This window comes from Bradyrhizobium sp. HKCCYLRH2047, from assembly GCF_051168175.1.
Taxonomy (GTDB): Bacteria; Pseudomonadota; Alphaproteobacteria; order Rhizobiales; family Xanthobacteraceae; genus Bradyrhizobium.
In genome coordinates this window covers 157,205-184,142 of record NZ_JBNPUM010000006.1, presented here as the reverse complement: position 1 = coordinate 184,142, position 26,938 = coordinate 157,205, and the positions used below count along the sequence as shown (strand labels likewise).

The 26,938-nt window shown below is 65.2% G+C and carries 23 protein-coding genes; 8 read left to right on the top strand and 15 right to left on the bottom strand.

Going from position 1 to position 26,938, the window contains the following annotated elements; translation table 11 throughout:
• Window positions 1-8 precede the first annotated feature (8 nt).
• The 6 genes from ACQR1D_RS16545 to eno form a co-directional block, all read right to left on the bottom strand.
• Complete coding sequence (locus ACQR1D_RS16545) at window positions 9-800, bottom strand: aldolase (protein WP_434839820.1); 792 nt, start codon at window positions 798-800, stop codon at window positions 9-11.
• Between the two features lie 134 nt (window positions 801-934).
• Window positions 935-1,492, bottom strand: a complete 558-nt coding sequence (locus ACQR1D_RS16540) for an NADPH-dependent FMN reductase (RefSeq protein WP_434839819.1) — start codon at window positions 1,490-1,492, stop codon at window positions 935-937.
• A 144-nt stretch (window positions 1,493-1,636) separates the two neighbouring features.
• Window positions 1,637-2,806, bottom strand: a complete 1,170-nt coding sequence (locus ACQR1D_RS16535; RefSeq protein ID WP_434839818.1) for a serine hydrolase domain-containing protein — start codon at window positions 2,804-2,806, stop codon at window positions 1,637-1,639.
• A gap of 222 nt (window positions 2,807-3,028) precedes the next feature.
• Window positions 3,029-4,024, bottom strand: a complete 996-nt coding sequence (locus ACQR1D_RS16530) for an MBL fold metallo-hydrolase (protein WP_434893909.1) — start codon at window positions 4,022-4,024, stop codon at window positions 3,029-3,031.
• Window positions 4,025-4,144: 120 nt separating this feature from the next.
• Window positions 4,145-5,284, bottom strand: coding sequence for a zinc-binding dehydrogenase (locus tag ACQR1D_RS16525; RefSeq protein WP_434893908.1), 1,140 nt, complete (start codon window positions 5,282-5,284; stop codon window positions 4,145-4,147).
• 32 nt (window positions 5,285-5,316) lie between these two features.
• The gene (gene eno, locus ACQR1D_RS16520; RefSeq protein ID WP_434893907.1) at window positions 5,317-6,600 is read right to left on the bottom strand and encodes a phosphopyruvate hydratase; all 1,284 of its coding nucleotides are present in this window, start codon (window positions 6,598-6,600) and stop codon (window positions 5,317-5,319) included.
• Between the two features lie 196 nt (window positions 6,601-6,796).
• Between eno and queF the strand changes: the two genes are divergently transcribed.
• Entirely contained in the window at window positions 6,797-7,273 is a 477-nt protein-coding gene (queF, locus tag ACQR1D_RS16515; RefSeq protein WP_434893906.1) for a preQ(1) synthase, read from the top strand.
• A gap of 412 nt (window positions 7,274-7,685) precedes the next feature.
• Here the strand turns inward: queF and ACQR1D_RS16510 are convergent, their stop codons facing one another.
• From ACQR1D_RS16510 to secG, 7 genes are all read right to left on the bottom strand, one after another.
• A complete protein-coding gene (locus ACQR1D_RS16510) occupies window positions 7,686-8,735 on the bottom strand; it encodes a hypothetical protein (RefSeq protein ID WP_434882402.1) in 1,050 nt (349 codons plus the stop codon).
• Window positions 8,736-9,062: 327 nt separating this feature from the next.
• Window positions 9,063-9,656: a DUF416 family protein gene (locus tag ACQR1D_RS16505; RefSeq protein WP_434882403.1), complete on the bottom strand. Its 594-nt coding sequence runs from the start codon at window positions 9,654-9,656 to the stop codon at window positions 9,063-9,065.
• A gap of 899 nt (window positions 9,657-10,555) precedes the next feature.
• The gene (locus tag ACQR1D_RS16500) at window positions 10,556-11,767 is read right to left on the bottom strand and encodes an MFS transporter (protein ID WP_434893905.1); all 1,212 of its coding nucleotides are present in this window, start codon (window positions 11,765-11,767) and stop codon (window positions 10,556-10,558) included.
• Window positions 11,767-12,630 (bottom strand): 3-deoxy-8-phosphooctulonate synthase, encoded by an 864-nt coding sequence (kdsA, locus tag ACQR1D_RS16495; RefSeq protein WP_434893904.1) that lies wholly within the window; start codon window positions 12,628-12,630, stop codon window positions 11,767-11,769. Before kdsA ends, ACQR1D_RS16500 begins: the two co-directional genes overlap by 1 nt.
• Before the next feature lie 117 nt (window positions 12,631-12,747).
• Window positions 12,748-13,074: an NIPSNAP family protein gene (locus ACQR1D_RS16490; RefSeq protein WP_316183674.1), complete on the bottom strand. Its 327-nt coding sequence runs from the start codon at window positions 13,072-13,074 to the stop codon at window positions 12,748-12,750.
• 386 nt (window positions 13,075-13,460) lie between these two features.
• On the bottom strand, window positions 13,461-15,092 hold the full coding sequence (locus ACQR1D_RS16485) for a CTP synthase (RefSeq protein ID WP_315750932.1): 1,632 nt from the start codon (window positions 15,090-15,092) through the stop codon (window positions 13,461-13,463).
• Between the two features lie 167 nt (window positions 15,093-15,259).
• Window positions 15,260-15,643 carry a preprotein translocase subunit SecG gene (gene secG / locus ACQR1D_RS16480; protein ID WP_315799765.1) on the bottom strand — a complete coding sequence of 128 codons (384 nt, stop codon included), beginning with the start codon at window positions 15,641-15,643 and terminating at the stop codon, window positions 15,260-15,262.
• 210 nt (window positions 15,644-15,853) lie between these two features.
• Between secG and ACQR1D_RS16475 the strand changes: the two genes are divergently transcribed.
• Both ACQR1D_RS16475 and ACQR1D_RS16470 read left to right on the top strand, forming a co-directional pair.
• Window positions 15,854-16,420: a helix-turn-helix domain-containing protein gene (locus ACQR1D_RS16475; protein ID WP_316183671.1), complete on the top strand. Its 567-nt coding sequence runs from the start codon at window positions 15,854-15,856 to the stop codon at window positions 16,418-16,420.
• A 2-nt stretch (window positions 16,421-16,422) separates the two neighbouring features.
• The gene (locus ACQR1D_RS16470; RefSeq protein WP_315799763.1) at window positions 16,423-16,947 is read left to right on the top strand and encodes a GNAT family N-acetyltransferase; all 525 of its coding nucleotides are present in this window, start codon (window positions 16,423-16,425) and stop codon (window positions 16,945-16,947) included.
• Window positions 16,948-16,984: 37 nt separating this feature from the next.
• Here ACQR1D_RS16470 and tpiA read toward each other — a convergent pair whose 3' ends face one another.
• The gene (tpiA, locus tag ACQR1D_RS16465) at window positions 16,985-17,740 is read right to left on the bottom strand and encodes a triose-phosphate isomerase (RefSeq protein WP_316236379.1); all 756 of its coding nucleotides are present in this window, start codon (window positions 17,738-17,740) and stop codon (window positions 16,985-16,987) included.
• Between the two features lie 222 nt (window positions 17,741-17,962).
• On the opposite strand from tpiA, the gene ACQR1D_RS16460 reads away from it, so the two are divergent.
• The 5 genes from ACQR1D_RS16460 (at window position 17,963) to ACQR1D_RS16440 (ending at window position 25,102) form a co-directional block, all read left to right on the top strand.
• Window positions 17,963-19,870 carry a peptidylprolyl isomerase gene (locus ACQR1D_RS16460; RefSeq protein ID WP_316217892.1) on the top strand — a complete coding sequence of 636 codons (1,908 nt, stop codon included), beginning with the start codon at window positions 17,963-17,965 and terminating at the stop codon, window positions 19,868-19,870.
• Between the two features lie 22 nt (window positions 19,871-19,892).
• Window positions 19,893-20,906: an anthranilate phosphoribosyltransferase gene (gene trpD / locus ACQR1D_RS16455; RefSeq protein WP_434840508.1), complete on the top strand. Its 1,014-nt coding sequence runs from the start codon at window positions 19,893-19,895 to the stop codon at window positions 20,904-20,906.
• A gap of 16 nt (window positions 20,907-20,922) precedes the next feature.
• The gene (trpC, locus tag ACQR1D_RS16450; RefSeq protein WP_316217891.1) at window positions 20,923-21,741 is read left to right on the top strand and encodes an indole-3-glycerol phosphate synthase TrpC; all 819 of its coding nucleotides are present in this window, start codon (window positions 20,923-20,925) and stop codon (window positions 21,739-21,741) included.
• Window positions 21,742-21,743: 2 nt separating this feature from the next.
• Window positions 21,744-22,238: a cyclic pyranopterin monophosphate synthase MoaC gene (moaC, locus tag ACQR1D_RS16445; RefSeq protein ID WP_434840507.1), complete on the top strand. Its 495-nt coding sequence runs from the start codon at window positions 21,744-21,746 to the stop codon at window positions 22,236-22,238.
• A gap of 152 nt (window positions 22,239-22,390) precedes the next feature.
• Window positions 22,391-25,102, top strand: a complete 2,712-nt coding sequence (locus ACQR1D_RS16440) for a bifunctional diguanylate cyclase/phosphodiesterase (protein ID WP_434840506.1) — start codon at window positions 22,391-22,393, stop codon at window positions 25,100-25,102.
• Window positions 25,103-25,352: 250 nt separating this feature from the next.
• On the opposite strand, the gene ACQR1D_RS16435 is transcribed toward ACQR1D_RS16440, so the two are convergent.
• On the bottom strand, window positions 25,353-26,687 hold the full coding sequence (locus tag ACQR1D_RS16435; protein ID WP_315799756.1) for a S41 family peptidase: 1,335 nt from the start codon (window positions 26,685-26,687) through the stop codon (window positions 25,353-25,355).
• Between the last annotated feature and the right edge of the window lie 251 nt (window positions 26,688-26,938).

Below are 26,938 nucleotides of genomic sequence, written 5' to 3'. Positions count from 1 at the left end.
ATCAGTCCTCAGCTCCGGTAGACCGGCTCCTCGAGGTCGAGCATGCGTTTGACGGCCTCGAGGTGCAACCGAGCCGATTCCGCATCTCCTTCGCGCATCTGGCGAGAGGCGGCTTCCGCGATTGCCGGCGCGACGGCGGTGACCTTGCGGCCGGTCGACAGCGCCAGGCACTGCACCTGGCAGGCGCGCTCGAGATAATAGAGATCGTCCCAGGCTTCAGCGATGGTCGGCGCCAGCACCATGACGCCGTGATGCTTCATGAAGACGATGTCGGCGTTGCCGACAGCCCCGGCGATGCGGTCGCCCTCCCGCGCGTCGAGCGCCAGCCCATTGTAGTTCGCGTCGACCGCGGTTCGTCCGTAGAATTTCAGCGCCGTCTGCCCGGCGAAGATCAGCGGGTCGCCTTCGGTCATCGACAGCGCGGTGGCGTAGGGCATGTGGGTGTGGAACGCGACCTTGGCCCGCGGCAACGCCTTGTGGATGCGGGCATGGATGTAGAAGGCAGTCGCTTCCGGGCGGCCATCGCCGGCAATGACGTTGCCGTCGAAGTCGCACACCAGCAGCTTCGAGGCCGTCAATTCACGGAACGCATAGCCGTAGGGATTGACGATGAAGAGGTCGTCATAGCCGGGCACCAGCGCCGAGAAGTGGTTGCAGATGCCCTCTTCGAACCCGTGCCGCGCCGCCATCCGGAAACAGGCCGCGAGGTCGATCCGCGCCTGCCAGACGGCCTCCGAGTCGAGATCCGGCTGGTTCTGGCCGGGCCTCGACGACGACGCGGGTGTGAACGAATGGGCCATCATGCTTCCTTGGCAATGCGCATCCTTGCGCAGGTCCGGCATGGCCTTGAAACGGATCGGGCAAGGCGCGTCAACGCCCTGCCCGCATCATAGCCGTCATGCAGTTGGCGACCGCCGCACGGCGACGACCAAGGTCAGCCGTTCTGCTTGGCCACGAAGGCGGCGAAGGCATCCAGATATTGCTGCAACACCGTCTTGAGCGAATCCTTGACCAGCTCACCCTGGGCGTCGAACGCGTCGCCGACGCCATTCAGGTAGATTTCCGGCTGTCCCATGATCGGGCCCGAGATGCCCGGCATGATGTTCTGCAGGTGCTTGGCCGCCGCCACGCCGCCGAGCGGGCCCGGCGAATTGGAGATGAGGCCGACCGGCTTGCCCAGGAACGAGCTCTGCCCATAGGGGCGCGAAGCGATGTCGATCGCGTTCTTCAGCACACCGGGAATCGAGCGGTTGTATTCGGGCGTGAGGATCAGCACGCCGTTCGAGGCCTTCAGCTTGTCGCGCAGGACGAGCCAGTCGGCCGGCGGATTGGCTTCGAGATCCTGGTTGAAGAACGACAGGCCGTTGAGCGTGGTGACGTCGATCTTCAGGCTGGCCGGCGCCAGCTTGGCGAGCGCATTGGCGATCTTCAGGGTGAAGCTCTCCTTGCGGAGACTGCCGACGAGGGCGACGATGGCGTACGGAGCAGGCATAGGGCATCCTTTGCAGGGGAACGTGAGGGGTGCACTTAAGACACATGGGCAAGACCATGCAAGTGCATGAAAACAGCGTGTCGCGAAACTCAGCGTTTCATCGCGACAGGGGCTCCCATGTTCCAGACCTTCGCCGCGGCGAGCTCAAGCCGGGGTTTTGAGGCAGCGGGCAAATTCAGCCACCGCCTGATGTGTCAGCCAGATCGCCTGCCCGTCGACCGGCTGCGCCCATGACGAGACCTTGGCGATCACGATGCCGTTGGCGGCATCGACGAACAGGTTCTGGCCGTGAATGCCCATCGCGAACATCAGCTGCGGCTGATCGTTGATGACGTACCAGCCGCTGCGATAGTGCATGTTGCGGCTGATCGCGGCAAAGCTGTCGCGCCACTGGCCGTCGCGCCAAGCCTGCACATCGCCATTGTGCCTGATGTCGTCGAGCCAGGCCTCGGGGATGATCGCGTGCGAGCCGCGCCGCCCGCCTGACAGCACGAGCTGCCCAAGGCGCGCGAAATCGCGCAAGGTGGCGCAGAAGCCGCCGGTGCAGCGCGGCGCGCCCTTGCGATCGAGGGTGATGAAGGCCTCGCCGCTGGCCCCCATCGGCTTCCACAGCAGCGTGCTGACGAGGCTTGCGAAGCTGCGGCCGGTGGCGCGCTCGATCGCCCAGCCCAGCAGATCGGTGTTGGAGGAGACGTAGCTGAAGGCGCCGCCATGCGGCGCCGACTGGGCGCGCATCGTCGCGAAGAAATCGTGCAGGTTCGGCGTGGTGCCCGGCGCGGCCGGCTCCCAGCCGCTGGCGTCGGCATAGGCCTGCAAGCCGGCGCCATCGAACACGACGCCCGCACGCATGTCGAGAAGCTGCCGGATCGTGGCGCCGCGATAGGCCGTGGCGGCCACCTCCGGCACGTAGCGCGTGACCTCGGCGTCGATGTCGAGCTCGCCGCGGCCAGCCAGGATGCCGACCATGAGGCCGGTGATCGACTTGGTCGCCGACATCAGGATGTGCGGCGTGTCGCGGTCGGTGCCGCCGTCATAGCGCTCGAAGACGATGCGGCCGTCATGCAGGATCAGCAGCCCGTCGGTCGCCGTCGCCTTCAGGAAACCGTCGAGATCGAGCGTGCCGCCCTTGGGCAGCCGCACGCTGAAATCCTCGAACGCAACCGGGCTCGCCGGCAGCGGCCAGGCGCTGCCGGGCGCGCTCTCGACGTCGGCGACCGGCAGGATCGCGCGGATGTTGTGAAAGGCCCAGCGGCTGAACGGCGCAGTGCGCCAGTTGGAGAGATCGGCGGTGGTGGGAGAGAGGTCGATCGACATGCAAGGCCCTGCGGAGTCCCGGGAACGCCTGACATAGGCGTTCGCCGGAGCGGCGGGAAGCCCGGCATTTCGCATATGCAAAACAAGCAGGCCGCATCGAAAGACGGCCTGGCACACTCCATCCCCGTCATTGCGAGGAGCGAAGCGACGACGCAATCCAGAGTCCCGACCGAGCCCCTGGATTGCGTCGCTTCGCTCGCAATGACGCCGGTTAAAGCGAAATCAGATCACCGGATTCCACGGCGCCGGAATCAGCCGGTACTTGGCGCCGTCCTTCTCGACATAGCCCACGGAGGGGAACGAGAAGTGGAAGCCGATCACCTTGGCCTTCTCGGCGGCGGCCATGTCGTAGAACTTGTGCCGCGTCTCCTGCGCCATCGCGGCATCGGTGTCGAACATCACGTGCCAATCCGGATTGCGCAGGAACAGCTCGGGGACGTTGGTGACGTCGGCCTGGATCAGCACCCTGGCATTGCCGGAAGCGACCGCGAACGAGGTGTGTCCCGGCGTGTGACCGGGCGTGCCGAGCGCGGTGATGCCGGGCGCGACCTCCTTGTCCCACTCGTACTGAGTGACCTTGCTTTCGAGCCCGCCGAACACCTTCTTGAAGTTGGCGAAATTGCCCTTCATCAAGTCGGTCTGCGCCTTGGCGGCGTTCTCGTCGCTATTCCAGAACGCCCACTCCTTGGCCGGCACCTTCAGCTCGGCGTTCGGAAATGCCAGCGAGCCGTCCGCGAGCTTGAGGCCGTTGATGTGGTCGCCATGCATGTGGGAAAGCACGACGACGTCGATGCTCTTCGGATCGACGCCGGCGGCAGCGAGATTCTGCAGCGTGCGGCCCACCGCGCCCTTGCTGGCCTCGAAGGCCCCGGCCCCATTGCCGGTGTCGATCAGGACCAGCTTGGAGCCGGTGTTGATCAGCTGCGGATTGAAGGGGATCGTGATCATGCCCTTGGGCATGTAGGCCGCATCCGCTGCCGCCAGCGCGTCGTCCTTGGAGGTGTTGACGACGAACGTGTCGGGCATCGGGAAGGTGCGCGCGCCGTCATTGACGGAGGTGCATTCGTAGTCGCCAACCTTATAGCGATAGAAGCCGGGCGCCTGCGCGCCGGCGGGTGCAACCGCTGCGCGTGCCTGTCCGGCCAGCGGCGGCAAAGCGGTTGCAGCTCCGGCGAGGGCCGCACCGGCCAGAAATCGACGGCGATCCAATCGGGTCATGACAAATCTCTCCTCAGTGCTCCATGCGGCTGACGCCGCCCCCCAGACAAACGGGGCGGATTGTCTCCGCATGCGGGCCAAACGCAAGCCCGTCAGCAACGTCCGGGGAGCGACGTTAGGTCACTTATCTTTGTTGGGGTCGATGAGGAATTTTTCGCCGGTGGCCCGTTTGGCGTACACCGCGAGGTTGGCCGGATCGAGCGCCTCGGACAAGGAAACGACCTTGGTGTAGTGGCTGGCAAAGGTCGTCTTCAGCTCGTCGACGACGCGCTGGCGCAGCCGCTCGGTATCCGCCTTGCCGATCTTCATCAGGAACGGAAACAGCAGCCAGCCGCCGACGCTCCAGGTCATGCCGAAGCCGCGCGTGATCTCGGTCGGCCTGACGTCGAGGCTGCCGTAGATGTAGACCTGCTTGTGCACGCTGGAGCCGTAGCGGCTGTACGGGTGCTTGCCGGACTTGTTGATCGCGGCTTCCATCGCGTTGAGGATCTGGCCGGCGAGCTTGCCGCCGCCGATCGCATCGAAGGCGATGGTCGCGCCGGTCTCGACCAGCGCCGCGATCAGTTCGTCCATGAAGGTGGGCGAGGTCGAATCCACGACGTATTTGGCGCCGAGGCCGCGCAGGATCTCGGCCTGCGCCGCACTGCGCACGATGTTGACGAGCGGGATGCCGTCCTTGAGGCAGATCTTGTTGAGCATCTGCCCGAGATTGGACGCGGCCGCGGTGTGCACCAGCGCCGTATGGCCCTCGCGCCGCATCGTCTCGGTCATGCCGAGCGAGGTCAGCGGATTGACGAAGCAGGAGGCGCCCTCGGCCGGGGTCGTGCCGGCCGGCAGCGGCAGGCATTCGGAGAGCTTCAGGCAGCGATACTGGCTGTACATCGCCCCACCGATCGCCGCGACCGTGCGGCCCATCAGCGCCTTGGCGGCGTCGGAGGATCCGGTCTTGACCACGACGCCCGCCCCCTCGTTGCCAACAGGCATGGACTCGTCGACCCGGGCGGCCATCGCCCGCATCCCCGCCTCCGGCACCTTCGCGATGATGACCGGACGGTCCTTGGTGCCGGACGCTTGCATGGTCGTGAGGTCGGCAGCGCCAACGAGCAGGCCGAGATCGGACGGGTTGATCGGCGCCGCCTCGATCCGCACCACGACCTCGTCCGGCCCAGGCTCAGGGGTCGGCACGTCGACCAGCGAGAGCTCGAGCTCACCGCTGCGCTTGATCAGCGTCCGCAGTTGCAGGCCTGCCTCGACACCCATGCGCGCCTCCCTCTTCCGTGTTGCGTTCCGGATCAGGCCAGCGCCTTCAGCGCCGCCCTGCCCGCATATTTGGCCTGCGCGTCGAGCTCCTGCTCGATGCGCAGCAGCTGGTTGTACTTGGCGGTGCGGTCGGCGCGCGCCAGCGAGCCGGTCTTGATCTGCCCGCAATTGGCCGCGACGGCGAGATCGGCAATCGTCGAATCCTCGGTCTCGCCGGAGCGGTGCGACATCACGGCGGTGTAGCCGGCCTTGTAGGCCATCTCGACCGCAGCCAGCGTCTCCGTCAGCGTGCCGATCTGGTTGACCTTGATCAGAATCGAATTGGCGCGGCCGTTGCGGATGCCGTCCTCGAGCCGGTTCACATTGGTGACGAACAGGTCGTCGCCGACCAGCTGGCACTTGTGGCCGATCAGGTCGGTCAGCTCCTTCCAGCCGTCCATGTCGTCCTCCGACATGCCGTCCTCGATCGAGGCGATCGGATAGCGCGCGACGAGGTCGGCGAGATATTTGGCCTGCTCCGAACGCGAGCGCGACTTGTTCTCGCCCTCGTAGACGTACTTGCCGTCCTTGAAGAACTCGGTCGCGGCGCAGTCGAGCGCCAGCATGACGTCCTCGCCCGCGGTGTAGCCGGCCTTGCCGATCGCGCTCATGACGAAGTCCAGCGCTGCGTCCGCCGACGGCAGGTTCGGCGCGAAGCCGCCTTCGTCGCCGACATTGGTGTTGTGACCGGCCTTCTTCAGCTCGCCCTTCAGCGTATGGAAGATTTCCGAGCCGCAGCGCAGCGCCTCCGCAAAGGTCGGCGCGCCGACCGGCATGATCATGAATTCCTGGAAGTCGATCGGATTGTCGGCGTGGACGCCGCCATTGACGATGTTCATCATCGGCACCGGCAAAGTGCGCGCCGAGGTGCCGCCGACATAGCGATACAGCGGCATGTCGTAGGAGATCGCCGCCGCCTTGGCGCAGGCGAGCGAGACGCCGAGAATGGCGTTGGCGCCGATCCGGCTCTTGTTCTCGGTGCCGTCGAGCTCGATCAGGATCTGGTCGATCTGGACCTGGTCCTGCACCGACATGTCGCTGAGCGCCTCATAGACCTCGTCGTTGATGGCCTCGACGGCCTTGAGCACGCCCTTGCCGAGATAGCGGTGCTTGTCGCCGTCGCGCAGCTCGACCGCCTCATGGGCGCCGGTGGAGGCGCCGGACGGCACGGCGGCGCGGCCGACCGAGCCGTCCTCCAGCACGACGTCGACCTCGACCGTGGGATTGCCGCGGCTGTCCAGGATTTCGCGGCCGATGATATCGACGATGGCGGTCATGAGGTCCTCTTGCGGGCTTTTCGGGTGGACATTGCTGCGCCGCTTCTACCGCAGGGACGGGAGGGCGAAAAGGCCAAGTCGGGCAGATGTCGGGCAGAAGTCGCGGCCAAATGACGAGGCGGCTGCCCGACGCGGCGAGTGACGGCGGCGGCCGGATTGGCTAAGACGGCGCCCAACCTCATCCCTGGCCCGAGACATGGCGAAAAGATCCACAAAATCCGACACATCAGCCGAGCTCCAGCTCGGCCGCCCGGTCACCCAGCCGGACAGCCCGGAGACGGCCAAGCTCGACCGCGTTCTCAACCCGCAGAAGGACACCGATTATCTGGCCCGCTTTACGGTGCCGGAATTCACCTCGCTCTGCCCCGTGACGGGACAGCCGGACTTCGCGCATCTCGTCATCGATTACGCCCCCGGTCCCTGGCTGGTCGAATCCAAGTCGCTGAAGCTGTACCTCGCGAGCTTCCGCAACCACGGCGCCTTCCACGAGGACTGCACGGTCGCGATCGGCAAGCGCCTCGCCACCGAGCTCAAGCCGAAATGGCTGCGCATCGGCGGCTATTGGTACCCCCGTGGCGGCATCCCGATCGACGTGTTCTGGCAGACCGGCAAGCTGCCGAAGGGCCTGTGGGTGCCCGATCAGGGCGTGGCGCCATATCGCGGACGGGGGTGAGGAGCCGCTTGCTCATCCACCTGCGTCACAACCACCGTCATTCCGGGGCAAGGCCGCAGGCCTTAAACCCGGAAAGCGCATAAATGGCACGCCTTCTCACCGACGAATGTGATTCAATTAATTGCTGATAAGGCAAGGCACCTTAACCGGCCAATAGCGAAATGCCGAATCCTTGCATAAATCCAATGAATTACTACAATTGGCGTGACGCCCCACCCTGGCCGGTGAGGCGCCACGCCTACTCTATGGTGGCTTCATGATCCACCTCCTTCCGGGGCCTTCCGTGCCTGCCCCGGTTTAGACGCGCTTGTGGTCCTTGCGGATACCACTACCACCCTCACGGTGGCTGCCCCCTGCAACAGTGACACGGCCTGATGCAGACGGGATTCAGACGGCGGCTTCGGCCGCCGTCTTATTTCGCTTTGCGCTTCTGCTCCGTGTCCTTCTCCTGAACCCGTCGCTTGCGGCTGTCGGAATTCCTGACGTTGCTCGGCACGCCACAAGCATCGGCAACCTGACGCCACCACCTGCGAAACTCAGGCGCGGTCCAGGGTAGCTTGCTGTGCTCGGAAACGATGATGGGGCCTGAGGCGGGAAGCTGAGACCGAGAACCCTCGGGGTTGAAGCCAAACTGGATCTTCAACTCTTCAAGAACATTGGGAGCCTTTCGAAGATTGAACTCGATATTGCCCGCCCAGGTGCTCGGATGGCGGAGGGTCAAGTTGACGTCAATCTCGCTCCAGCGGAGTCCCCGAACCCACTTTAATTCCCCGTCAGTGATGTCCGAGACAGTCTTATCCGCAACGGGCACCCACTCGCCGATGACGTCTTTCTGCATCAGTTCGACGTCTGTCTGGAAAGCTTGGGCTAGGGAAATTGAAGGTCGCTTCATCGCACGTGCGGCTGCGCGGACGTTGTTGGCCTGATCCAAAGTCAAGCGCTCCGTTCGCGCCGCCGGCACCTGAAACTTCATAGTGCAGAGAACGCCATAAAGGCGACCGCACTGGTCGTCCTTAAGCACCTCGGTCCCGAAGGCCATCAATGTCCTGACCATGGTGATTTTGGCGTAGGCGATCGCCAGCTTGCCGCCCTTGCTCCACTTGCTGTGCCAGGTCGAGAATTCCCACGGTGCGATGTCCGAAAGGCGCTTGCTGCCAAAATCCCCTTCAACCAGGCGCAGAATGTCGGAGTAGTGCTTCCGGGATGCGTGAGAAAGCTTGTGGTAGGGGGAGTGCTCGTTTGTCTTGTAGTGCTCGATGAGCTCCGAGAGCGTCAGAGAAGAACCGGTGGAAAGCGGCGCTTGCTGGGCGGGCGCCGTAACCACGAAGTTGTACTTCTTCGCCAGTTCCGCAAGCCGGGCCATCTCGGCCATGTCACGCTCGACGGCAGCCGCTTGCTCCAGGAGGTTGGCCTGGTGCCGCTTCATGGCTTCGAGAATTTCGATGGGCGACTTGTCGGACACGGCTCGGCCTTTGGTGACGTGGGTACTCTATAGCCCATCTAGTTAGTTAGCGCAAATTTCGTTAGGGCAACCGGTGGATAACTCGCCGATTCCGGCAAATATCTCAATCTTATCAAATACTTACGTAATTACCGCTCGTGGGCGCCATATTGGCTTCCCATATCTGATGACCAGCGTGGCATTCATCATGATGGCGCCGACAGGTTACGGTGACGGTGCATTTAACCTGTAACCTGCCCCTTACATATTGAGTGCACTTCCACCGTAGTTCGCCCTGCCGTGAAGAATCTAACTCACGACGATCAAAGTCCGCCCAACCTCAGCCTTTCAACTGAGCAAGCCGTGCTGGCCTTCGGCCCTCGCCCGCACCAAGGAATACATGCTTTCCGACCACGGGGGATCCTCGATCGTGCTCAAGAATGCGACGTCTCCTTCCTCAGTCTGCGCCTCCTTCTGCACGAGCGGGTGGCCGCCTACGATGTTATTGATCGCCTTATCGTAGGCGACCAGTCCCATTTGATCGCTCACGTAAGCATGCAGCGACTCCAGAGGATACTGCATGGCTTCGACGATATGGACGTCTCGTGCATCAACCATAAAGTCCGCGATATTTGCTGCAACCAGAGCTGCGTTCAATGTGAATGAGACTTCCAGCGAACCAAAGTCCTCGGTGTCGGGGATCGCATCTAGAATATCCTGACGAAGCTGGGCCCAAGACATAGGACGCGAACCATCCAGAAGTGATCGCCAATACTCCTCTCGTGCTGTGTGAAAAATGGAGAAGTCTCTGTTCTCGGTGAGGCAAAAAGAACGCAGCTCGGGCATCATTCTCTCGTAGAGCAGAATCAGAAAAGCGAGCTTCTTTCCTGCGGAGAATGACAGGAGCTTTGTGGCGGCTTCATTGGGGATCAGCTTCATCATCTGATCATCACTTTCACAAAGTTGCGGAGCAAGCGATCGTGGGTTGAGCTCTCGCCGTCTCCAACGCTGTCATGCTGGCGAGTTGCCCGTCGGGCGCGCCTCGCCCCACGGGTCGGCTCCCACGTCTTGTTCGACTGTCAAACCGCACGCGCCCAGAAACTGATTTCGTCAGCGTGTTCAAGCCGATCACCCCTGTCCAGTCCTTCCGCGAAAAATATTTCACTTTCGTTTTATCAGAATCCATGATTGACTGTCGCCGTCCTGTCTCGATCAGAGGGGCGCTTCGCGGTCGTCACGGACGTTGAGGCGGGATGCGGTGGGTGTGTCGGGTCGCAGCGTGATCATTCGCGCGGACGAACGATCCTGATGCGCCGGCGAAGTCGTATGGTCCTGGCCTCCCGACGCTGAGGCTACGCTGGCGGTGATGATCCGCCGGTCACGGGGGCAAGACAGCCCGGTCCCCGGGGAGAGTACGTATAAGCCGCCCAACCATCGCGCGGGGAATGCCGGGATGTCTCGGCTGAACCTGTGGTTCTCGCCGCCTGCATTTTTTTCCGCAGGCGGGCCATGGGGGCGGCCAGCTCCCGGCATTCCCCGTGCCCTCTTTTCGGAAAGAGGGCATGTCCAAAGGCAAAGCTCGGACGCAGATGCGCCGCGAGATGGCGGCGGTGTGCGCCCAGGGCTAAAGCAGCAAACGATGGGCCTTTATGCGCTCGCCTGTCTCCACGTCGTCATGCCCGGGCTTGTCCCGGCCATCCACGTCCTTCTCGGCGTGCCGGACGACGTGGATGGCCGGGACAAGCCCGGCCATGACGGAGCAACAAATGAGCAGGCGTTCCTGCGGCTATGGCTCGGTGTCTTCAGATGCAATGAGCATACACCTGTGCCCGACAGGGCGGTCAGCTCGTCGCCGCATCCGCCGGCGGCCGCTGCCGCAGCAGCGCGGCACAGGCGAAGCCGAGCGCGACCATCAGGACGGCGGCGGCGAGCAGCGTCGGCTGCTTGCCGCCATGGACGACGCCAAAGCCGTAGGCGATGGGGCCGACGGTCTGGCCGAGGAAGAAGAAGAACGAGTGCAGCGACATCGCAGTGGCGCGGGCGCCGATCGACAACTCGCTGGCAAACACCTGCAGGCAGCCATGGATCATGTAGAAGCCCCAGCCCATCATCAGCATGCAGGCGAACTGCAGTTTCCAGCCGGGGCCGAAGGCGAGCGCAGCGAGTTGCAGGCCGACCAGTCCCGCGCCCACGATCATCATGCCCTTGACGCCGAGCCGCGGCAGGAAGCTCGACACCGTGAAGGTGTAGAACAGGCCGCCGACCGCAAAACCCGCGATGACGATGCCGGCGATCGACAGCGAGGTTTCGCCGAGGTCGAACAGGAACGAGGCGATGAACGGAAACAGTCCGAATACGCAGCAGCCTTCGACGAACACCGCCGGAAAGCAGAAGCGCGCATTGGGGTTGGTGAAGATGGTGCGGTAGCCCTTCCTCAGCGCGGCGAGATCCGTGGTCGGCACGTGGGTGACCTTGGAGCCGCGGAAACCGGCCGCCACCGCGAGCGAGGCGATCAGTCCGAGCGCGCCGAGGATCGCGAGCACGCCGCGCCAGCCGATGAAGTCGCCGATGATACCGGAGGCCGTGGCGCCGAGCAGGTTGCCGGCCATCGATCCCGCCAGCGTGCGGCCGATCGCAACCTGGCGCTTGTCGGGCGCGACGAGATCGCTGGTCAATCCGAGCGCGACCGGGAACACACCGCCCGAGGCAACGCCAGCGAGAATGCGCGAGGCGAACAGCAGCGGAAACGAGGTGGCGAGCGCGCCAAGGATGCTGGCGACGCCGAGCAGCGCGAGGCACAAGGTCATCAGGCGCGCCTTGCCGAACAGATCGGCGGCGGCGCCGATCGCCGGCTGGATCAGCGCGTAGATCAGCGCATAGCCGGCGGCGATGCCGGCCGCGGTCGCGATGCTGATCGAAAAATCCTCGGCGACATGCGGCAGCACCGGATCGAGCGCCCGCGTCGACAGCGCCGCCGAGAAGCCCGCCAGCGCGATGATGTTCACGGCTGGCGGAAACTTGTTGTCTGCGGGCTTGGCGACGGGCTGGTGCATCAGCTGATGGCGTCTGTCGTCTGCGCCTTGGCCAGCCGGTCGAAGTCGATCAGCGTCTTCAACAAGGCCTCGAACTGGGCGAGCGGCACCATGTTCGGCCCATCGGAGGGCGCATGATCCGGATCGGGATGGGTCTCGATGAACACGCCGGCGACGCCGACCGCGACCGCGGCGCGCGCCAGCACCGGTACGAATTCGCGCTGGCCGCCCGACGAGGTGCCCTGCCCGCCCGGCTGCTGCACCGAATGCGTGGCGTCGAAGATGACCGGCGCCCCGGTCGTGCGCGCCATGATCGGCAGCGACCGCATGTCCGAGACCAGCGTGTTGTAGCCGAACGAGACGCCGCGCTCGGTCGCCAGCACGTTCGGATTGCCGGCGCCGGTGATCTTGGCAACGACGTTCGCCATATCCCACGGCGCCAGGAACTGGCCCTTCTTGACGTTGATCACCTTGCCGGTCGCGGCGGCCGCGAGCAGCAGGTCGGTCTGGCGGCACAGGAAGGCGGGGATCTGCAGGATGTCGACGGCCTGCGCCACCTCGGCGCACTGGCTCGCGTCATGGACATCGGTCAGCACGGGAAGGCCGAGCGAGGCGCGGATCTCCGCGAAGATCGGCAGCGACTGCTGGAGGCCAAGCCCGCGCGCGGCGGAGCCAGAGGTGCGGTTGGCCTTGTCGAACGAGGTCTTGTAGACGAGGCCGATGTTCAGGCGCGTCGCGATCTCCTTCAGCGCCGAGGCGACCTCGAGCGCGTGCGCGCGGCTCTCGAGCTGGCACGGCCCGGCGATGACCGCGAGCGGCAGATGATTGCCAAACTTGACGGAGCCGAGGCTGACGACCGGCGCGGCGGAGATCGGAGCGTTCACAACTTCATCCTCTTCGTGCGCGCGACCATGACCCGGCGCAGGCCGCCGGATCAACCCGGCGCGGCCCCGCGAATAGCAGGGTTGCGGGGATCGGTCATCCCCGCCCCTCCCCGGCCTCTACTTCAGCGCCGAGAACGCGGTCGGCACCAGGAACTGGCTGGTGATGTTGGCGACGATCTGGCCGTCCTCCTCGCTCTTGGCGCGCGCCGCGATCCAGTCCGGATTGGTCATGAACGCGGTCCATTTGGTCTCGCGCTCGGCGAGCGACTCCCAGGCGAGGAAATAGGTCAGGTCCTGGTTGGACTCGCCGATCAGGGTGGTGAAGAAGCCGACCGGGCGGATGCCGTGCTTTTCCCACAGCTTCAGCGTCGTGTTTTCGAAACGCTTGAGCAGCGCCGGCAGGCGGCCGGGAATGCAGCGATAGATGCGGCTCTCATAGATCATGTGATCCTCCCTGATCTGTTCTTGCTTCGCGTGAACAGGGAGCGTTGTCGCAACAATCACTGCTGCCGTCAAAGGCGGAGTGACCGCTGTGGCCGCAGGGTTGGAGATGGCTCAACGCGTCTCCTGCCGCTGCGCTTTGGCGACGGGCCGTTTGCTCGTGGAGAGAGATTTGCGCCACTTGGAACGTTGTTCGACCCTCACCCTGAGGAGACCGCCGCAGGCGGTCGTCTCGAAGGGCGAGGCCCGTACTGTGGCCTCATGGTTCGAGACGCGTCGCAAAGGCGACGCTCCTCACCATGAGGGTCCGGCTCCGAAATCGGCGCTGCACATTGGCCATGAGCAGCGTGCTCATGGAGAGGCGTGATCGCTCGCCCCTCGCGTCTGGCTCAGACCAGCCGGCTTTGCACCACCGCCGCCTGGATGAAGGACGCGAACAGCGGATGCGGCTCGAACGGGCGCGACTTCAGCTCGGGGTGGAACTGGACGCCGATGAACCACGGATGGTCCTCGTACTCCACGATCTCCGGCAGCACGCCGTCCGGCGACAGGCCGGAGAACTTCAGGCCATGCTGCTCGAGCCGGTCCTTGTAGGCGGTGTTGACCTCGTAGCGGTGGCGATGGCGCTCGGAGATCTCGGTCGCGCCCCCATAGACCTCGGACACGCGGCTGCCGCGCTTGAGCGCCGCGGGATAGGCGCCGAGCCGCATCGTGCCGCCGAGATCGCCGCTCTTGGAGCGCTTCTCCAGCTCGTTGCCGCGCAGCCACTCGGTCATCAGACCGACCAGCGGCTCCTTCGTCGGACCGAACTCGGTCGAGTTGGCCTCGGTGATCCCGACCAGATTGCGCGCGGCCTCGATGACCGCCATCTGCATGCCGAAGCAGATGCCGAAATACGGCACGTCGCGCTCCCTGGCGAACTGCGCCGCGCGGATCTTGCCCTCGGCGCCGCGCTGGCCGAAGCCGCCGGGCACCAGGATGCCGTTGACGTGCTCGAGGAACGGCGCCGGGTCCTCGTTCTCGAACACCTCGCTCTCGATCCAGTCGAGCTTGACGCGGACCTTGTTGGCGATGCCGCCATGCGACAACGCCTCGATCAGCGACTTGTAGGCATCCTTCATGCCCGTGTACTTGCCGACGATCGCGATCGTCACGTCGCCTTCCGGGTTGCGGACGCGCTCGTTGATCGTGTGCCAGCTCGACAGCGCCGGCGGCACCCGCGGCTCGATGCCGAACGCGGCCAGCACCTCGTCGTCCAGACCGGCGGCGTGATACGCCTCGGGCACGGCATAGATGTTGTCGACGTCGCGCGCCTCGATGACGGCGCTTTCGCGCACGTTGCAGAACAGGCCGAGCTTGCGCCGTTCCTCCTTCGGGATCGGGCGGTCGGTGCGGCACAGCAGGATGTCCGGCTGGATGCCGATCGAGCGCAGCTCCTTGACCGAATGCTGCGTCGGCTTGGTCTTCAACTCGCCGGCGCTCGGGATGTACGGGAGCAGCGTGAGATGGATGTAGATCGCGTGATGGCGCGGCAGCTCGTTGCCGAGCTGGCGGATCGCCTCGAAGAACGGCAGGCCCTCGATGTCGCCGACGGTGCCGCCGATCTCGACCAGCACGAAATCGTACTCGTCATTCCCGGACAGGACGAAATCCTTGATCGCGTTCGTCACGTGCGGGACGACCTGGATGGTCGCGCCGAGATAGTCGCCACGGCGCTCCTTCGTCAGGATGTCCTGGTAGATCCGCCCTGTGGTGATGTTGTCGGCCTTGGTCGCGGGCCGCCCGGTGAAGCGTTCGTAATGGCCGAGATCGAGATCGGTCTCGGCGCCGTCGTCGGTCACGAACACTTCGCCGTGCTGATACGGCGACATCGTGCCTGGATCGAGGTTGAGATAGGGGTCGAGCTTGCGAAGCCGGACCTTGTAGCCGCGGGCCTGCAGCAGCGCGCCTAACGCGGCTGAAGCCAGACCCTTTCCGAGCGAGGAAACCACGCCGCCGGTGATGAAGATGTACCGCGCCATGGGACCCTACCTTTAATGCCGCTGATGCGATTCGCCAAAACGAATCGTGGTCGGCCCGCAACGTCGTCGCGGGCCTGTGGGTGACGTCAAAATATGAATGGCCTCAGGGACTTGAGACCGCCTCATGATGCAGGACGCCAACTGCGTTCCTGCATGGCTTGCCCGCTTTATTGCGACTGCGGGGCCTGCGGCGCGCTCGGTGCCGCGGGGGCCTGCTGCTCGTCGGCCTTCTTGAGCTGGTCGAGCACGCCACCGCTGGTCGGCGCCACCGGGGTCGCCCCGCCCGATTGGGTCTGCCCAGGCACGGTGCCGAGGATCGAGGCCGGCTTGCGATCGTATCCTGCCAGCCAGGTCAGGGCCAGGCTGGTGAGGAAGAAGCCGACCGCCAGAATCGCCGTGGTGCGCGTCAGCAGGTTCGCCGTGCCGCGGCTCGACATGAAGCCGGCGCCGCCGCCCATGCCGAGGCCGCCGCCTTCGGACTTCTGCAACAGCACCGCGCCGATCAGGACGGCGACGATCATGAGGTGAATGACGATCAAGACAGTCTGCATGGTGACCTTCCGTCACAAGCCCTCGCAGGCCCCGGCCGGAGGCCGGGATCGCGAGAGCTTCGCGGGCTATTCGGAAATTTGCGCGGTGTTACACGATCGTGTCGAGCAACGCCACCCCGCAGATAATCGCAAGCACGCTTCACACAAGCGCCGATGTAGCCCTCGGGGTCGCCCCTTGCCGTCCGCCTCGATATCCATTATCAGAGACGAATGGATCAAATAGTGGACGATTTCAGCCAACGGCTCGCGCGCCGCCTGCTGCTGGAACGCGACGCCCGCGGGTGGTCGCTGGCCGACCTCGCCGAACGCTCCGGCGTGTCGAAGGCAACCATCAGCAAGATCGAGCGTGCCGAGGTCAGCCCGACCGCGGTCATCCTGGTGAAGCTCGCAAGCGCGTTCGACCTCACGCTGGCCGGCCTGATGCTCCGCGCCGAAGCCCAGTCGGAGCGCCTGTCCAAGGCGGCCGAGCAGCCGGTCTGGCGCGATCCGGAGACGGGCTATGTCAGGCGCCAGGTCTTTCTCAGGCCGGATCATCCGATCGAGTTGGTAACGGTCGAGATGCCGGCGCACCGCAGCGTGACCTTGCCGGCCTCTTCATACATCCACATCCGCCAGCTTCTCTGGGTGCAAAGCGGACAATTGACCATCACGGAAGGCGCGGACCGCCACGTCCTCGGCCCCGGCGACTGCCTCGGCTTCGGCCCACCGATCGACACCACCTTTGCCAACGAATCGGACGCACCCTGCGTCTACGTCGTGGCGCTTGCCCGGAGTTGAGCATGTTACCGCGAATCGCAGCCTTGTCCGACACGCCGGCCATTCGCGCGGCGCTGAGCGCGATGCTGATCGAAACAGTGGCCCATGGCGGGTCCGTCAGCTTCATGCACCCGCTCAGCTCCGGCGATGCCGATGCTTTCTGGCAGGACTCGCTCGCGGCCGCGGAGCGCGGCGAACGAATCGTGCTGGGGGCCTTTGACGGGCAGGACCTGATCGGGACGGTGACGCTGCAGCTGAAGCTGCCGCCGAACCAGCCACATCGCGCCGAGATCGCCAAGATGATGACCCGCGTAAGCCATCGTAAGCGCGGCGTCGCACGTGCTCTGCTGGATGCGGCAGAAACCCTCGCGCGCGGGCACGGCCGCACGATGCTCGTGCTCGACACCGCCGAAGATGGCGGCGCCTCATCACTCTATGAAGGCGTCGGCTTCCAGCTGAGCGGCATCATTCCAGACTATGCCGTGAAGCCGCATGGCGGCCTCACCGGCACGATGATCTATTGGAAGCGGATTGGAGAAGCGGCATGAGGCGCAGGGTATCAGAGCGCCCGGCTCACCTCGGCTCTCAACAGCCCTTCGCAATTGCGAGAAAATCAGCCGCTTTCAGGCTAGCGCCGCCGACAAGCGCCCCGTTGACGTTGGCGACCGCCATCAGCTCGGCGGCATTGGAGGGCTTGACCGAGCCACCATAGAGGATACGCATGCGCGCCCCCTGCTCCTTGAAGCGGTCGATCAGCAATTGCCGAATAAAGGCATGAATCTGCTCGACATCCTTGGCGGTCGGCGTGAGGCCGGTGCCGATCGCCCAAACCGGCTCATAGGCCACGACCAGGTTGTCGGCCCGTGAGTCCTGCGGCAGGCTGAGGTTGAGCTGGCCGCGCAGGATGTCGAGCGTCTGTCCGGCATCGCGCTGCTGCTGGGTTTCGCCCACGCAAACGATCGCGACCAGCCCCGCGCGCCACACCGCCTCGGTCTTCTGGTGCACCACAACATCGCTTTCGCCATGATCGGCACGCCGCTCGGAATGGCCGACGATGATGGCGCTGGCGCCAGCATCGGCCAGCATCTCCGCCGAAATGTCCCCGGTATGGGCTCCTGAGGCCTTAGGGTGGCAGTCCTGCGCGCCGATCGCGATCGCGTGGGTGCCGCGCGCCCGCTCGGCGAAGCCTGCCACCAGGGTGGCGGGAGGACAGACCAGCAGGTCGGCCTTGCCGGTGACCTCGGCGGCTCCGGCCAGCATAGCGTCGAACTCGGTGGTCGAGGCCTTCAGGCCGTTCATTTTCCAGTTGCCGGCGATCAGCGGCCGGATGCGGTCGGTCATGGCGGGATTCCAGCAAATGTTGTGACGGACATCGGCTAGCAGAGCCCTTCGAGGAGCACCAGAGCGGGAGCCGTCTTCTCACCGCTTCAATCGGCCTCAGGGCCGAGGTTGCGACCGGGCGGCTGCCTCTTTATAAGCCGTTTCAACTCGGCGACGGCCTTTCGCGGAATCTGCTTTAAGGCGCGGCCTCTTCATCCTTTTTCCTGCAGACAGACTGGACCCATGCTTCGAGGATTACGCAAGGCCTCATCAAACTGGCTCGGCAAGACCATCATGGCGGTGGTCATGGGCGTTTTGATCGTCAGTTTCGGCATCTGGGGCATCGCCGACATCTTCCGCGGCTTCGGGCAGTCGACGGCTGCAACCGTGGGACGCACGGAGATCTCGATCAACGAGTTCCGGCAGATCTATACCGACCGGCTGCAGCAGATCGGCCGCCAGCTCGGCCGTCCGCTGACCACCGAGCAGGCCCACATGTTCGGGCTCGACCGCTCCGTGCTGCAGCAGACGATTGCGGAAGCCGCCCTCGACGAGCAGGCTCGCCGTCTCGGTCTCGCCCAGTCCGATGCGGAGACCATGCGGGTGATCCTCAGCGATCCCAACTTCAAGGGCCCGAACGGGGCATTCGACCCGCAGCGTTTCCAGGCCATCATCCGCAATTTCGGCTTCACCGAGCAGCGCTATCTGGCTGACCAGCGACGACAGTCGCTGCGGCGGCAGATCACCGGCACGATCGCGGCCGGGCTGGAGCCGTCCAACACGATGCTCGAGGCGCTGAGCCGCTTCCAGAACGAGCAGCGCTCGATCGATTACATCAAGCTCGACGCGGCGCAGGCCGGCACCATCGATGCGCCCTCGCCCGAGGTTCTCGCGTCCTATTTCGATGAGCACAAAGCCCAGTTCAAGGCGCCGGAATATCGCAAGATCTCGTTCGTCGTGGTGACACCCGAAGAGATCGGCAAGTCGACCGACGTTTCTGACGAGGACGCCAGGAAGCTGTTCGACCAGCGCAAGGCGCTGATGGGCACGCCGGAGAAGCGCCAGGTCCAGCAGATGACCTTCCCCACCATGGAGGAGGCACAGGCGGCGCGCGCCCGGATCGCCGCGGGTGAAGTCACGTTCGACGAGCTCGCCAAGGAGCGCAACCTCAACCCGGCCGATCTCGATCTCGGTCTGGTGACGAAATCGGCGATTCTCGACCCTGTCGTTGCCGATACCGCCTTCTCGCTGCCGACCGGCGAGGTCAGCCAGCCGGTCAAGGGCGCGTTCAACGTGGCGCTGGTCAAGGTCAGCGCGATTCAGCCGGGCCAGCAGCCCGAATATGAGAGCGTCGCTGCCGAGATCAAGAAAGAGATCGCAGCCGACCGCGCCAAGTCGCAAGTCGCCAATCTTCGCGACAAGATGGAAGATGAGCGCGGCGGCGGCGCCAGCGTGGCCGAGGCCGCCAAGAAGCTCGGTCTCAATGCCGTTACGCTCGAAGCGGTCGACAGGTCCGGCAAGCAACCCAACGGCCAGCCCGTTTCGAACATCCCGCTTGGCCTTGATGTCGTTGCGCAGGCCTTCACCAGCGACGTCGGTGTCGACAACGAGCCGATCTCGTTCCGCGGCGGCTATGTCTGGTTCGAGGTTCTCGGCATCACCCCGCCGCGCGATCGCGCCCTCGACGAGGTCAAGGATCAGGTCGCCGCGCGCTGGCGCGACGACGAGGTCGCAGCGAAGCTGCGCGCCAAAGCCACCGAGCTGGTCAAGAAGCTCAACGAGGGGGGCAAGCTCGCCGATGAGGCGACATCGCTGGGCGTGAAGATCGAGACGGCCAGCGCGTTCAAGCGCGACGCCTCGGTGCCCGGCGTCCCCACCGGAGCGATCACCGCCGCGTTCCGCACCGCCAAGGACGGCGTCGGCCAGACCGAGGCTGATGGCGGCCGGCAGTGGATCGTGTTCCGAGTCACCGACATCATCGATCCGAAGGTCGACCTTGCGTCCGAGGACACCAAGAAGCTGAAGGACCAGTTGCAGCGCGCGCTCGCCGACGAGCAAGGCACGGCCTATGTCATGAAGCTCGAGAAGGACATCGGGACGACGATCAACGAGGCCGCCGTGGCCCAGGTGGTCGGCGGCAACAATCAGTGACGGTTTGCTAGGGGCACGCGTGATGGACGATCTCAAGTCGATCATTGGCAAGGTCGCGACCGGCGCGCTGCTGTCCCGCGAGGAGGCGGCGTCCGCCTTCGACAGCATGATGTCGGGCGAGGCGACGCCGTCGCAGATGGGCGCGCTGCTGATGGCGCTGCGCGTGCGCGGCGAGACGGTCGAGGAGATCACCGGCGCCGTCAGCGTGATGCGGGCGAAGATGCTGCGCGTCGATGCGCCGGCGAGCGCGGTCGACATCGTCGGCACTGGCGGTGACGGCTCCGGCTCGGTCAACGTCTCGACCTGCGCCTCCTTCATCGTGGCCGGCGCCGGCGTGCCGGTCGCCAAGCACGGCAACCGCGCACTGTCGTCGCGGTCCGGCGCTGCCGACGTGCTCGCCGCGCTCGGCGTCAAGATCGACCTGAAGCCGGACCAGGTCGGACGATGCGTGCACGAGGCCGGCATCGGCTTCATGTTCGCGCCCGCGCATCATCCGGCGATGAAGAACGTCGGACCGACCCGGGTCGAGCTCGCCACCCGCACGATCTTCAATCTGCTCGGTCCCCTGTCCAATCCGGCCGGCGTCAGGCGCCAGATGGTCGGCGTGTTCTCGCGGCAATGGGTCGAGCCATTGGCCCACGTGTTGAAGAATCTCGGCTCGGAGGCCGCCTGGGTCGTGCACGGCTCCGACGGGCTCGACGAGATCACCTTGACTGGCCCGACCTTCGTCGCCGCGCTGGAGAACGGCCATATCCGCACCTTCGAGGTCTCGCCCGAGGAGGCCGGGCTTGGCCTGTGCGGCAGCGACGGTCTGAAGGGCGGCGACGCTGCGGCCAATGCGGTGGCGCTGCAGAGCGTGCTGGACGGCCTGCCGAGCCCCTATCGCGACGTCGCTCTGCTGAACGCTGCGGCGGCGCTGGTCGTCTCCGGCCGTGCCAAGACGCTGAAGGACGGGGTCGCAATCGGCCGCGATTCGCTCGACAGCGGCGCCGCGGCGGCGCGGCTGAAGCAGCTGATCGAGGTCTCCAACAGCTGACCCACCGGAGCGTGCCATGTCGGACATCCTGACCAAGATCGAAGCGTATAAGCGCGAGGAGATCGCGGCAGCCAAGCGGGCATGCGCGCTGCCCGAACTCGAGGTCCGCGCGCGCGTCGCTTCGCCGCCGCGTGGCTTCGTGGCGGCGATCCGAGCCAAGCACGTAAACGGCGACTACGCGCTGATCGCCGAGGTGAAGAAGGCCTCGCCGTCCAAGGGACTGATCCGCGCCGATTTCGATCCGCCGGTGCTCGCAAAGGCCTACGAGGCCGGCGGCGCGGCCTGCCTGTCGGTGCTGACCGACACGCCATCGTTCCAGGGCCATCTCGACTTCATGGTCGCCGCGCGGGCCGCGACCGCCCTGCCCGTGCTGCGCAAGGACTTCATGTTCGACACCTACCAGGTGATCGAAGCGCGTGCTCACGGCGCCGACTGCATCCTCATCATCATGGCCGCGCTGGACGATGCCGCCGCTGCGGACATCGAGGCTGCCGCGCTCGCCCACGGCATGGATGTGCTGATCGAAATCCATGATCGCGCCGAGCTCGATCGCGCGCTGAAGCTGCGCTCGCCGATGATCGGCATCAACAACCGCAACCTGCGCACCTTCGAGACCACGCTGGCGACCTCCGAGGCGCTGGCGCCGCTGGTGCCGAAGGAGCGCCTGCTGGTCGGCGAGAGCGGCATCTTCACGCCCGCAGACCTCGCGCGCTTGGCGCGCGTCGGCATCCAGACCTTCCTGGTCGGCGAGAGCCTGATGCGGCAGGCGGACGTCACGGCGGCGACGCGCGGGCTGCTCGCGCGCAATGCCGCCTCCGCCAGCGCGGCTGAGTGACCATGTCCGACAAGTCGCCCGACGCTCCCGCCCTCACCCACATCGACGCCCGCGGCGAAGCCCGCATGGTCGACGTGTCGGACAAGGCCGCGACCGAGCGAACCGCGACCGCCGAGGGCCGCGTCGTCATGAGCCCGGCGACGCTCGAGCTCATTTTGTCAGGCAACGCCAAGAAGGGCGACGTGCTCGGCACTGCCCGCATCGCGGGCATCATGGCCGCCAAGCGGACCTCCGAGCTGATTCCCCTGTGCCACCCGCTGGCGCTGTCCAAGGTCACCGTCGACATCACGCCCGATGCCGCGCTACCCGGCTGCGTCGTCAGCGCCACCGTCAAGGTGACCGGGCCGACCGGCGTGGAGATGGAAGCCCTGACGGCCGTGTCCGTCGCCTGCCTGACCATTTACGACATGATCAAGGCGGCCGAGCGCGGCGTACGCATCGAAGGTATCCACTTGACCGAGAAGATCGGCGGCAAGTCCGGGCACTATCGCGCCTGAAGACATTACCAAGTCAAATACAACTTCGAATTAATTGTTCGCTAACTCAACTTCCTAACCTCACTTCCATAGCGGGCCTATAGCAATGGTTGTGGGAGGGACGTCGTAGCGGTCCATCCCGAAGCGCCTATCGCAAGCGTATTCAGGGGCCGATGACGACCAACGCCAGTCCACGGAATGCCCTCAGAGCTTCGACCGACCGCGGTGGACCGATCCGCTGGCTGGTCGGCGGAGGCCTCGTGCTGATTGCAGCCATCGCGATCGGCACGACCATCATGGCCGACAGTTTCCGGGAACGCGCGCTGAACAGCGCGACGCGCGAGTTGGAGAACACCGTCCTTCTGCTGGCGCGTCATTTCGATCAGCAGATGGAGGATCTCGGCGCGATCCAGCGCGATCTCGCCAACTACGTCCGACAGAACCACATCGACACCGGCGCCCGCTTCAAGGAGCAGATGGGAAGTGCCGCCGTCAATGCCATGCTGAAGGACAAGCTGAGCGCGGTGACCTACGTCGGCGGTTTGAACATCTTCGACGCCGAGGGCAACCTGATCAACTCCGGAGCGGCTTGGCCGGTGCCGCCCGTCAACATTGCCGATCGCACATTTTTCAAGCGGCTGAAATCCGATCCGACTGCGCCGCAACTGCTGATCGAACCGGTCGTGGGCCGGATCACCGGCACCTATGTCGCGGTCATCGCCCTGAAACTGACCAGTCCCAGCGGCGAGTTCCTGGGCATCATCAGCCGCAGTCTCGAACCCATCAATGTCGAGCGGTTCTTCGCCTCCGTTGCGCTCGGGCCCGACGCGGCGATCTCGATGATGCATCGCGACGGAACCCTTCTGGCCCGCCATCCACGCCATGAGGGCATGCAGAACCAGAACTACAAGAACGCGCCGATCTTCCGCCAGATCCTGGCCGGCGATGGCAACACCACGGGCATTTTCAGCAGCCCCGTCGACGGCGAGCACCGCATCGGCGCATCGCACCGGCTGACGAGCTATCCCTTGATCGTGACCGCGACGACGACGGTCTCGGCGGCGCTCGCCGACTGGCGCGAGCAGATGCGCTTCCTGATCGCCGTCGGCGTGACATCGGTGCTGCTGATCGCCGGCATGCTCTACGTCGTGGTGCGCCGGCTGATCAGCGACCACGACGTTTCGAGCCGCCGCTTGACGCTGGAGAAGGAACGGCTCGACAAGGCCGTCAACAACATGACCCAGGGCCTCCTGCTGTTCGACGCATCGGAGCGCCTGGTCATCAGCAACCAGCGCTACGTCGACATGTACGGCCTGTCGGCCGACGTCGTGAAACCAGGCTGCACGTTCCGCGAGCTGATCGCGCACCGCAAGGCGACCGGCTCGCTCGCGGGCGACGACGGCGAATATGCCGATGCGGTGCTGCGCGACATCGGCCGCAAGACCTCGCAGATCATCGAGACCACGGACGGTCGCTGGATCCAGATCGTCAACGAGCCGATCGCGGGCGGCGGCTGGCTCGCCACCCACGAGGACATTACCGAGCGCAAACGGTCCGAGGAGCAGATCACGCATCTGGCGCACTACGACGCCCTGACGGATCTGCCGAACCGCACCCTGTTCCACGAGCGCCTCAAGGAGGAGCTGACCGGCGTCCCCCAAGGCCGGCGCCTCGCGCTGCATTACATCGACATCGACGAGTTCAAGGGCGTCAACGATTCGCTCGGCCATCTCGTCGGCGACGAGCTGTTGAAGTCCGTCGCGGCGAGCCTGAGCGCCTGTGTCGGCACCACGGGATTCGTCGCCCGCCTCGGCGGCGACGAGTTCGCCGTGGTTCAGACGGCGATCCGCAACCGCGAGGACGTCGAACAGCTGATCGAGGACATTCTCGGCGCGATCCGCGCGCCGCGCGACTGCCTCGGCCATCAGCTCACCGCCGACGCCTCGATCGGCGTGGCGCTGATCCCCGAGCACGGCACCGATCTCGACCAGATCATGAAGAACGCCGATCTGGCAATGTACGCCGCCAAGGGCGCGGGACGGCGCACCTGGCGCTTCTTCGAGCCCGAGATGGACGCCCAGGTCAAGGCGCGCCACCAGCTCGAGGTCGACCTGCGCCAGGCCATCGCCGACGATCGGCTCGAGGTCTACTACCAGCCTTGCCTGAGCCTGCAGGACGACCGCATCGTCGGCTGCGAGGCACTGGTGCGCTGGAAGCATCCGGTGCGCGGCAGCGTCTCGCCGGCCGAGTTCATTCCGATCGCCGAGGACACCGGCCTCATCAACCTGCTCGGCGAACGCGTCCTCCAGGTCGCCTGCACCGAGGCGGTGAGCTGGCCGGACGACATCCGGCTCGCCGTCAACGTCTCGCCGGTGCAGTTCAAGAGCGGTACCCTGGCGCTCAAGGTCGCCAATGCCCTTGCGACCTCCGGCCTGCCGCCGCATCGGCTGGAGCTCGAGATCACCGAAGCAGTGCTGATCCGCGACGACGACGCGCTCGACACCCTGCACCAGTTGCGCGCGCTCGGCGTCCGCATCGCGCTCGACGATTTCGGCACCGGCTATTCGAGCCTCAGCTATCTGCAGCGCATTCCGTTCGACAAGATCAAAATCGACCGCTGCTTCGTCCAGGACATCACCGAGAGCGAGGGCTCCGCGGCGATCGTGCAGGCCGTGGTCAACATTGCCGCCATCCGCAAGATGTCGACGACCGCCGAGGGCGTCGAGACCGAGGCGCAGCGCCAGGTGCTGAAACGGCTCGGCTGCTCGGAGATGCAGGGCTATCTCTTCAGCCCTCCGAAGCCGGCGGCCGACGTGCGGCAATTGTTCGCCGCGCAGCGCACCAATCGCTCATCCGGCCGCCGTTCGCGCTCGGACGCCGCCTGAGCCGGTTCCGAACCGATAAATACCGTTGCAATTTGAGGCGTTTCCGCAAGCCAGATTCAAACCCTGCCGACCAGTCGTCCCGTTCGCCGCTTGAAGTCCACAGCTCCGCCATGATCTACCGGACACAGACGGACATGCTCCGTGTCCGCCAGTACACGCTGGTCGAAAACCACGGCGGGACGGCCTCAGGGCCGCCCCGTCGGGTGTGAGCATCGAGCGTCGCAAGCCGCGCACCCGCCCACTTCGCAGATCAGTTCGGCACCGCCGCCTTGGCGCGGACATCGGCGTTCACCGTGACGCCCCGCAGCACGTTGAATGCGGCGTGCAGCGCCTTGTCGTCCTTCTCGTCCGGCGGAACGTAGGACTGCGACCCGGTCTGCTCGGTGCCGTCGGCGGCCGAGAGATGGCCGCGCATGCCGGCCTCCCCCTTGAGATCGCCGCGATCCTTGAATTCGTCCGGCACGTCCTGCTTGACCTCGATGTCCGGCGCGATGCCCTGCGCCTGGATCGAGCGGCCCGACGGCGTGTAGTAGCGCGCCGTGGTCAGCGCCAGCGCGCCATTGCCGGCGCCGAGCGGAATGATGGTCTGCACCGAGCCCTTGCCGAACGAGCGCGTGCCGACCAGCGTCGCACGCTTGTGATCGTGCAGCGCGCCGGCCACGATCTCCGAGGCCGAGGCCGAGCCGCCATTGATCAACACCACGAGCGGCTTGCCCTTGGTGAGATCGCCGCCGCGGGCGGTGAAGCGCTGCGTCTCTTCCGGATTGCGGCCGCGGGTGGAAACCACCTCGCCGCGCGGCAGGAACGTGCTGGAGACCGACACCGCCTGGTCGAGCAGGCCGCCCGGATTGTTGCGCAGGTCGACCACGTAGCCGGCGAGCTTCTCCTGCGGGATCTCCTTGGAGATGGTGGCGACGGCCTTGCGCAGGCTCTCGGTGGTCTGCTCGTTGAAGGATGTGATGCGGATATAGCCGATGTCGCCGCCTTCGGTGTGATAGCGTACCGGGCGCACCTTGATGATCTCGCGCGTCAGCGTGACGTCGAGCGGCGACTCCTTGCCCTTGCGCATGATCGTGAGCTTGGTCTTGGTGTTGACGCCGCCCTTCATCTTGGCGACGGCCTGCTCGAGCGTCAGTCCCTGCACGGCTTCGCCGTCGATCTTGGCGATGAGATCGCCGGAGAGAATGCCGGCCTTGGACGCGGGCGTGTCATCGATCGGCGCGACGACCTTGACCAGGCCCTCTTCCATGGTGACCTCGAGACCGAGTCCGCCGAACTCACCGGACGTCGTCTCCTGCATGTCGCGCCAGGACTTGTCATTCATGTAGCGCGAGTGCGGATCGAGCGACGACACCATGCCGTTGATGGCGCCTTCGATCAGCGCGGGATCGCTGGGCTTCTCGACATAGTCGGCGCGGACACGCTCGAACACCGCACCGAACAAATTGAGCTGCGAATAGGTGTCGGCCATGCCGGCCGCGGCCTTGGCCTTCGCCACGAGTTGCGCGCCGTCGGGACCCGTCACCATCAGGGTCAGACCGACGCCGGTCATCGTGCCCGCCAAGAACAGCCAGTTTTTCCGCATTGTTTGCTTCCCGAGCGTTTGTTGGATGGCCGGTCGATCACAGGGTCCGCACGCGTCGCCGGCGCGATTTGTGTTGCGAACTCACACCACATTTCCGGTTTCTTCAAGGCCGATATTGCGCCGCCGTACCGGAGCCCGACCGCCGGCGCCCGCATCCGAAATGGACGTTCGCAGGCTGAAATCAAGATCAGGGCTGCGCCTGTCCTCCAGGGACCGACTGCACATATCCGGTCTTTCACGGGCACCCCTCA

Excerpts from the sequence above, each read along its gene's own strand:
- ACQR1D_RS16545 (WP_434839820.1), bottom strand. The coding sequence starts at position 800 with ATGGCCCATTCGTTCACACCCGCGTCGTCGTCGAGGCCCGGCCAGAAC.
- ACQR1D_RS16540 (WP_434839819.1), bottom strand. The coding sequence starts at position 1,492 with ATGCCTGCTCCGTACGCCATCGTCGCCCTCGTCGGCAGTCTCCGCAAG.
- ACQR1D_RS16535 (WP_434839818.1), bottom strand. The coding sequence starts at position 2,806 with ATGTCGATCGACCTCTCTCCCACCACCGCCGATCTCTCCAACTGGCGC.
- ACQR1D_RS16530 (WP_434893909.1), bottom strand. The coding sequence starts at position 4,024 with ATGACCCGATTGGATCGCCGTCGATTTCTGGCCGGTGCGGCCCTCGCC.
- ACQR1D_RS16525 (WP_434893908.1), bottom strand. The coding sequence starts at position 5,284 with ATGGGTGTCGAGGCAGGCCTGCAACTGCGGACGCTGATCAAGCGCAGC.
- eno (WP_434893907.1), bottom strand. The coding sequence starts at position 6,600 with ATGACCGCCATCGTCGATATCATCGGCCGCGAAATCCTGGACAGCCGC.
- queF (WP_434893906.1), top strand. The coding sequence starts at position 6,797 with ATGGCGAAAAGATCCACAAAATCCGACACATCAGCCGAGCTCCAGCTC.
- ACQR1D_RS16505 (WP_434882403.1), bottom strand. The coding sequence starts at position 9,656 with ATGATGAAGCTGATCCCCAATGAAGCCGCCACAAAGCTCCTGTCATTC.
- ACQR1D_RS16500 (WP_434893905.1), bottom strand. The coding sequence starts at position 11,767 with ATGCACCAGCCCGTCGCCAAGCCCGCAGACAACAAGTTTCCGCCAGCC.
- ACQR1D_RS16490 (WP_316183674.1), bottom strand. The coding sequence starts at position 13,074 with ATGATCTATGAGAGCCGCATCTATCGCTGCATTCCCGGCCGCCTGCCG.
- ACQR1D_RS16485 (WP_315750932.1), bottom strand. The coding sequence starts at position 15,092 with ATGGCGCGGTACATCTTCATCACCGGCGGCGTGGTTTCCTCGCTCGGA.
- secG (WP_315799765.1), bottom strand. The coding sequence starts at position 15,643 with ATGCAGACTGTCTTGATCGTCATTCACCTCATGATCGTCGCCGTCCTG.
- ACQR1D_RS16475 (WP_316183671.1), top strand. The coding sequence starts at position 15,854 with ATGGATCAAATAGTGGACGATTTCAGCCAACGGCTCGCGCGCCGCCTG.
- ACQR1D_RS16470 (WP_315799763.1), top strand. The coding sequence starts at position 16,423 with ATGTTACCGCGAATCGCAGCCTTGTCCGACACGCCGGCCATTCGCGCG.
- tpiA (WP_316236379.1), bottom strand. The coding sequence starts at position 17,740 with ATGACCGACCGCATCCGGCCGCTGATCGCCGGCAACTGGAAAATGAAC.
- ACQR1D_RS16460 (WP_316217892.1), top strand. The coding sequence starts at position 17,963 with ATGCTTCGAGGATTACGCAAGGCCTCATCAAACTGGCTCGGCAAGACC.
- trpD (WP_434840508.1), top strand. The coding sequence starts at position 19,893 with ATGGACGATCTCAAGTCGATCATTGGCAAGGTCGCGACCGGCGCGCTG.
- trpC (WP_316217891.1), top strand. The coding sequence starts at position 20,923 with ATGTCGGACATCCTGACCAAGATCGAAGCGTATAAGCGCGAGGAGATC.
- moaC (WP_434840507.1), top strand. The coding sequence starts at position 21,744 with ATGTCCGACAAGTCGCCCGACGCTCCCGCCCTCACCCACATCGACGCC.
- ACQR1D_RS16440 (WP_434840506.1), top strand. The coding sequence starts at position 22,391 with ATGACGACCAACGCCAGTCCACGGAATGCCCTCAGAGCTTCGACCGAC.
- ACQR1D_RS16435 (WP_315799756.1), bottom strand. The coding sequence starts at position 26,687 with ATGCGGAAAAACTGGCTGTTCTTGGCGGGCACGATGACCGGCGTCGGT.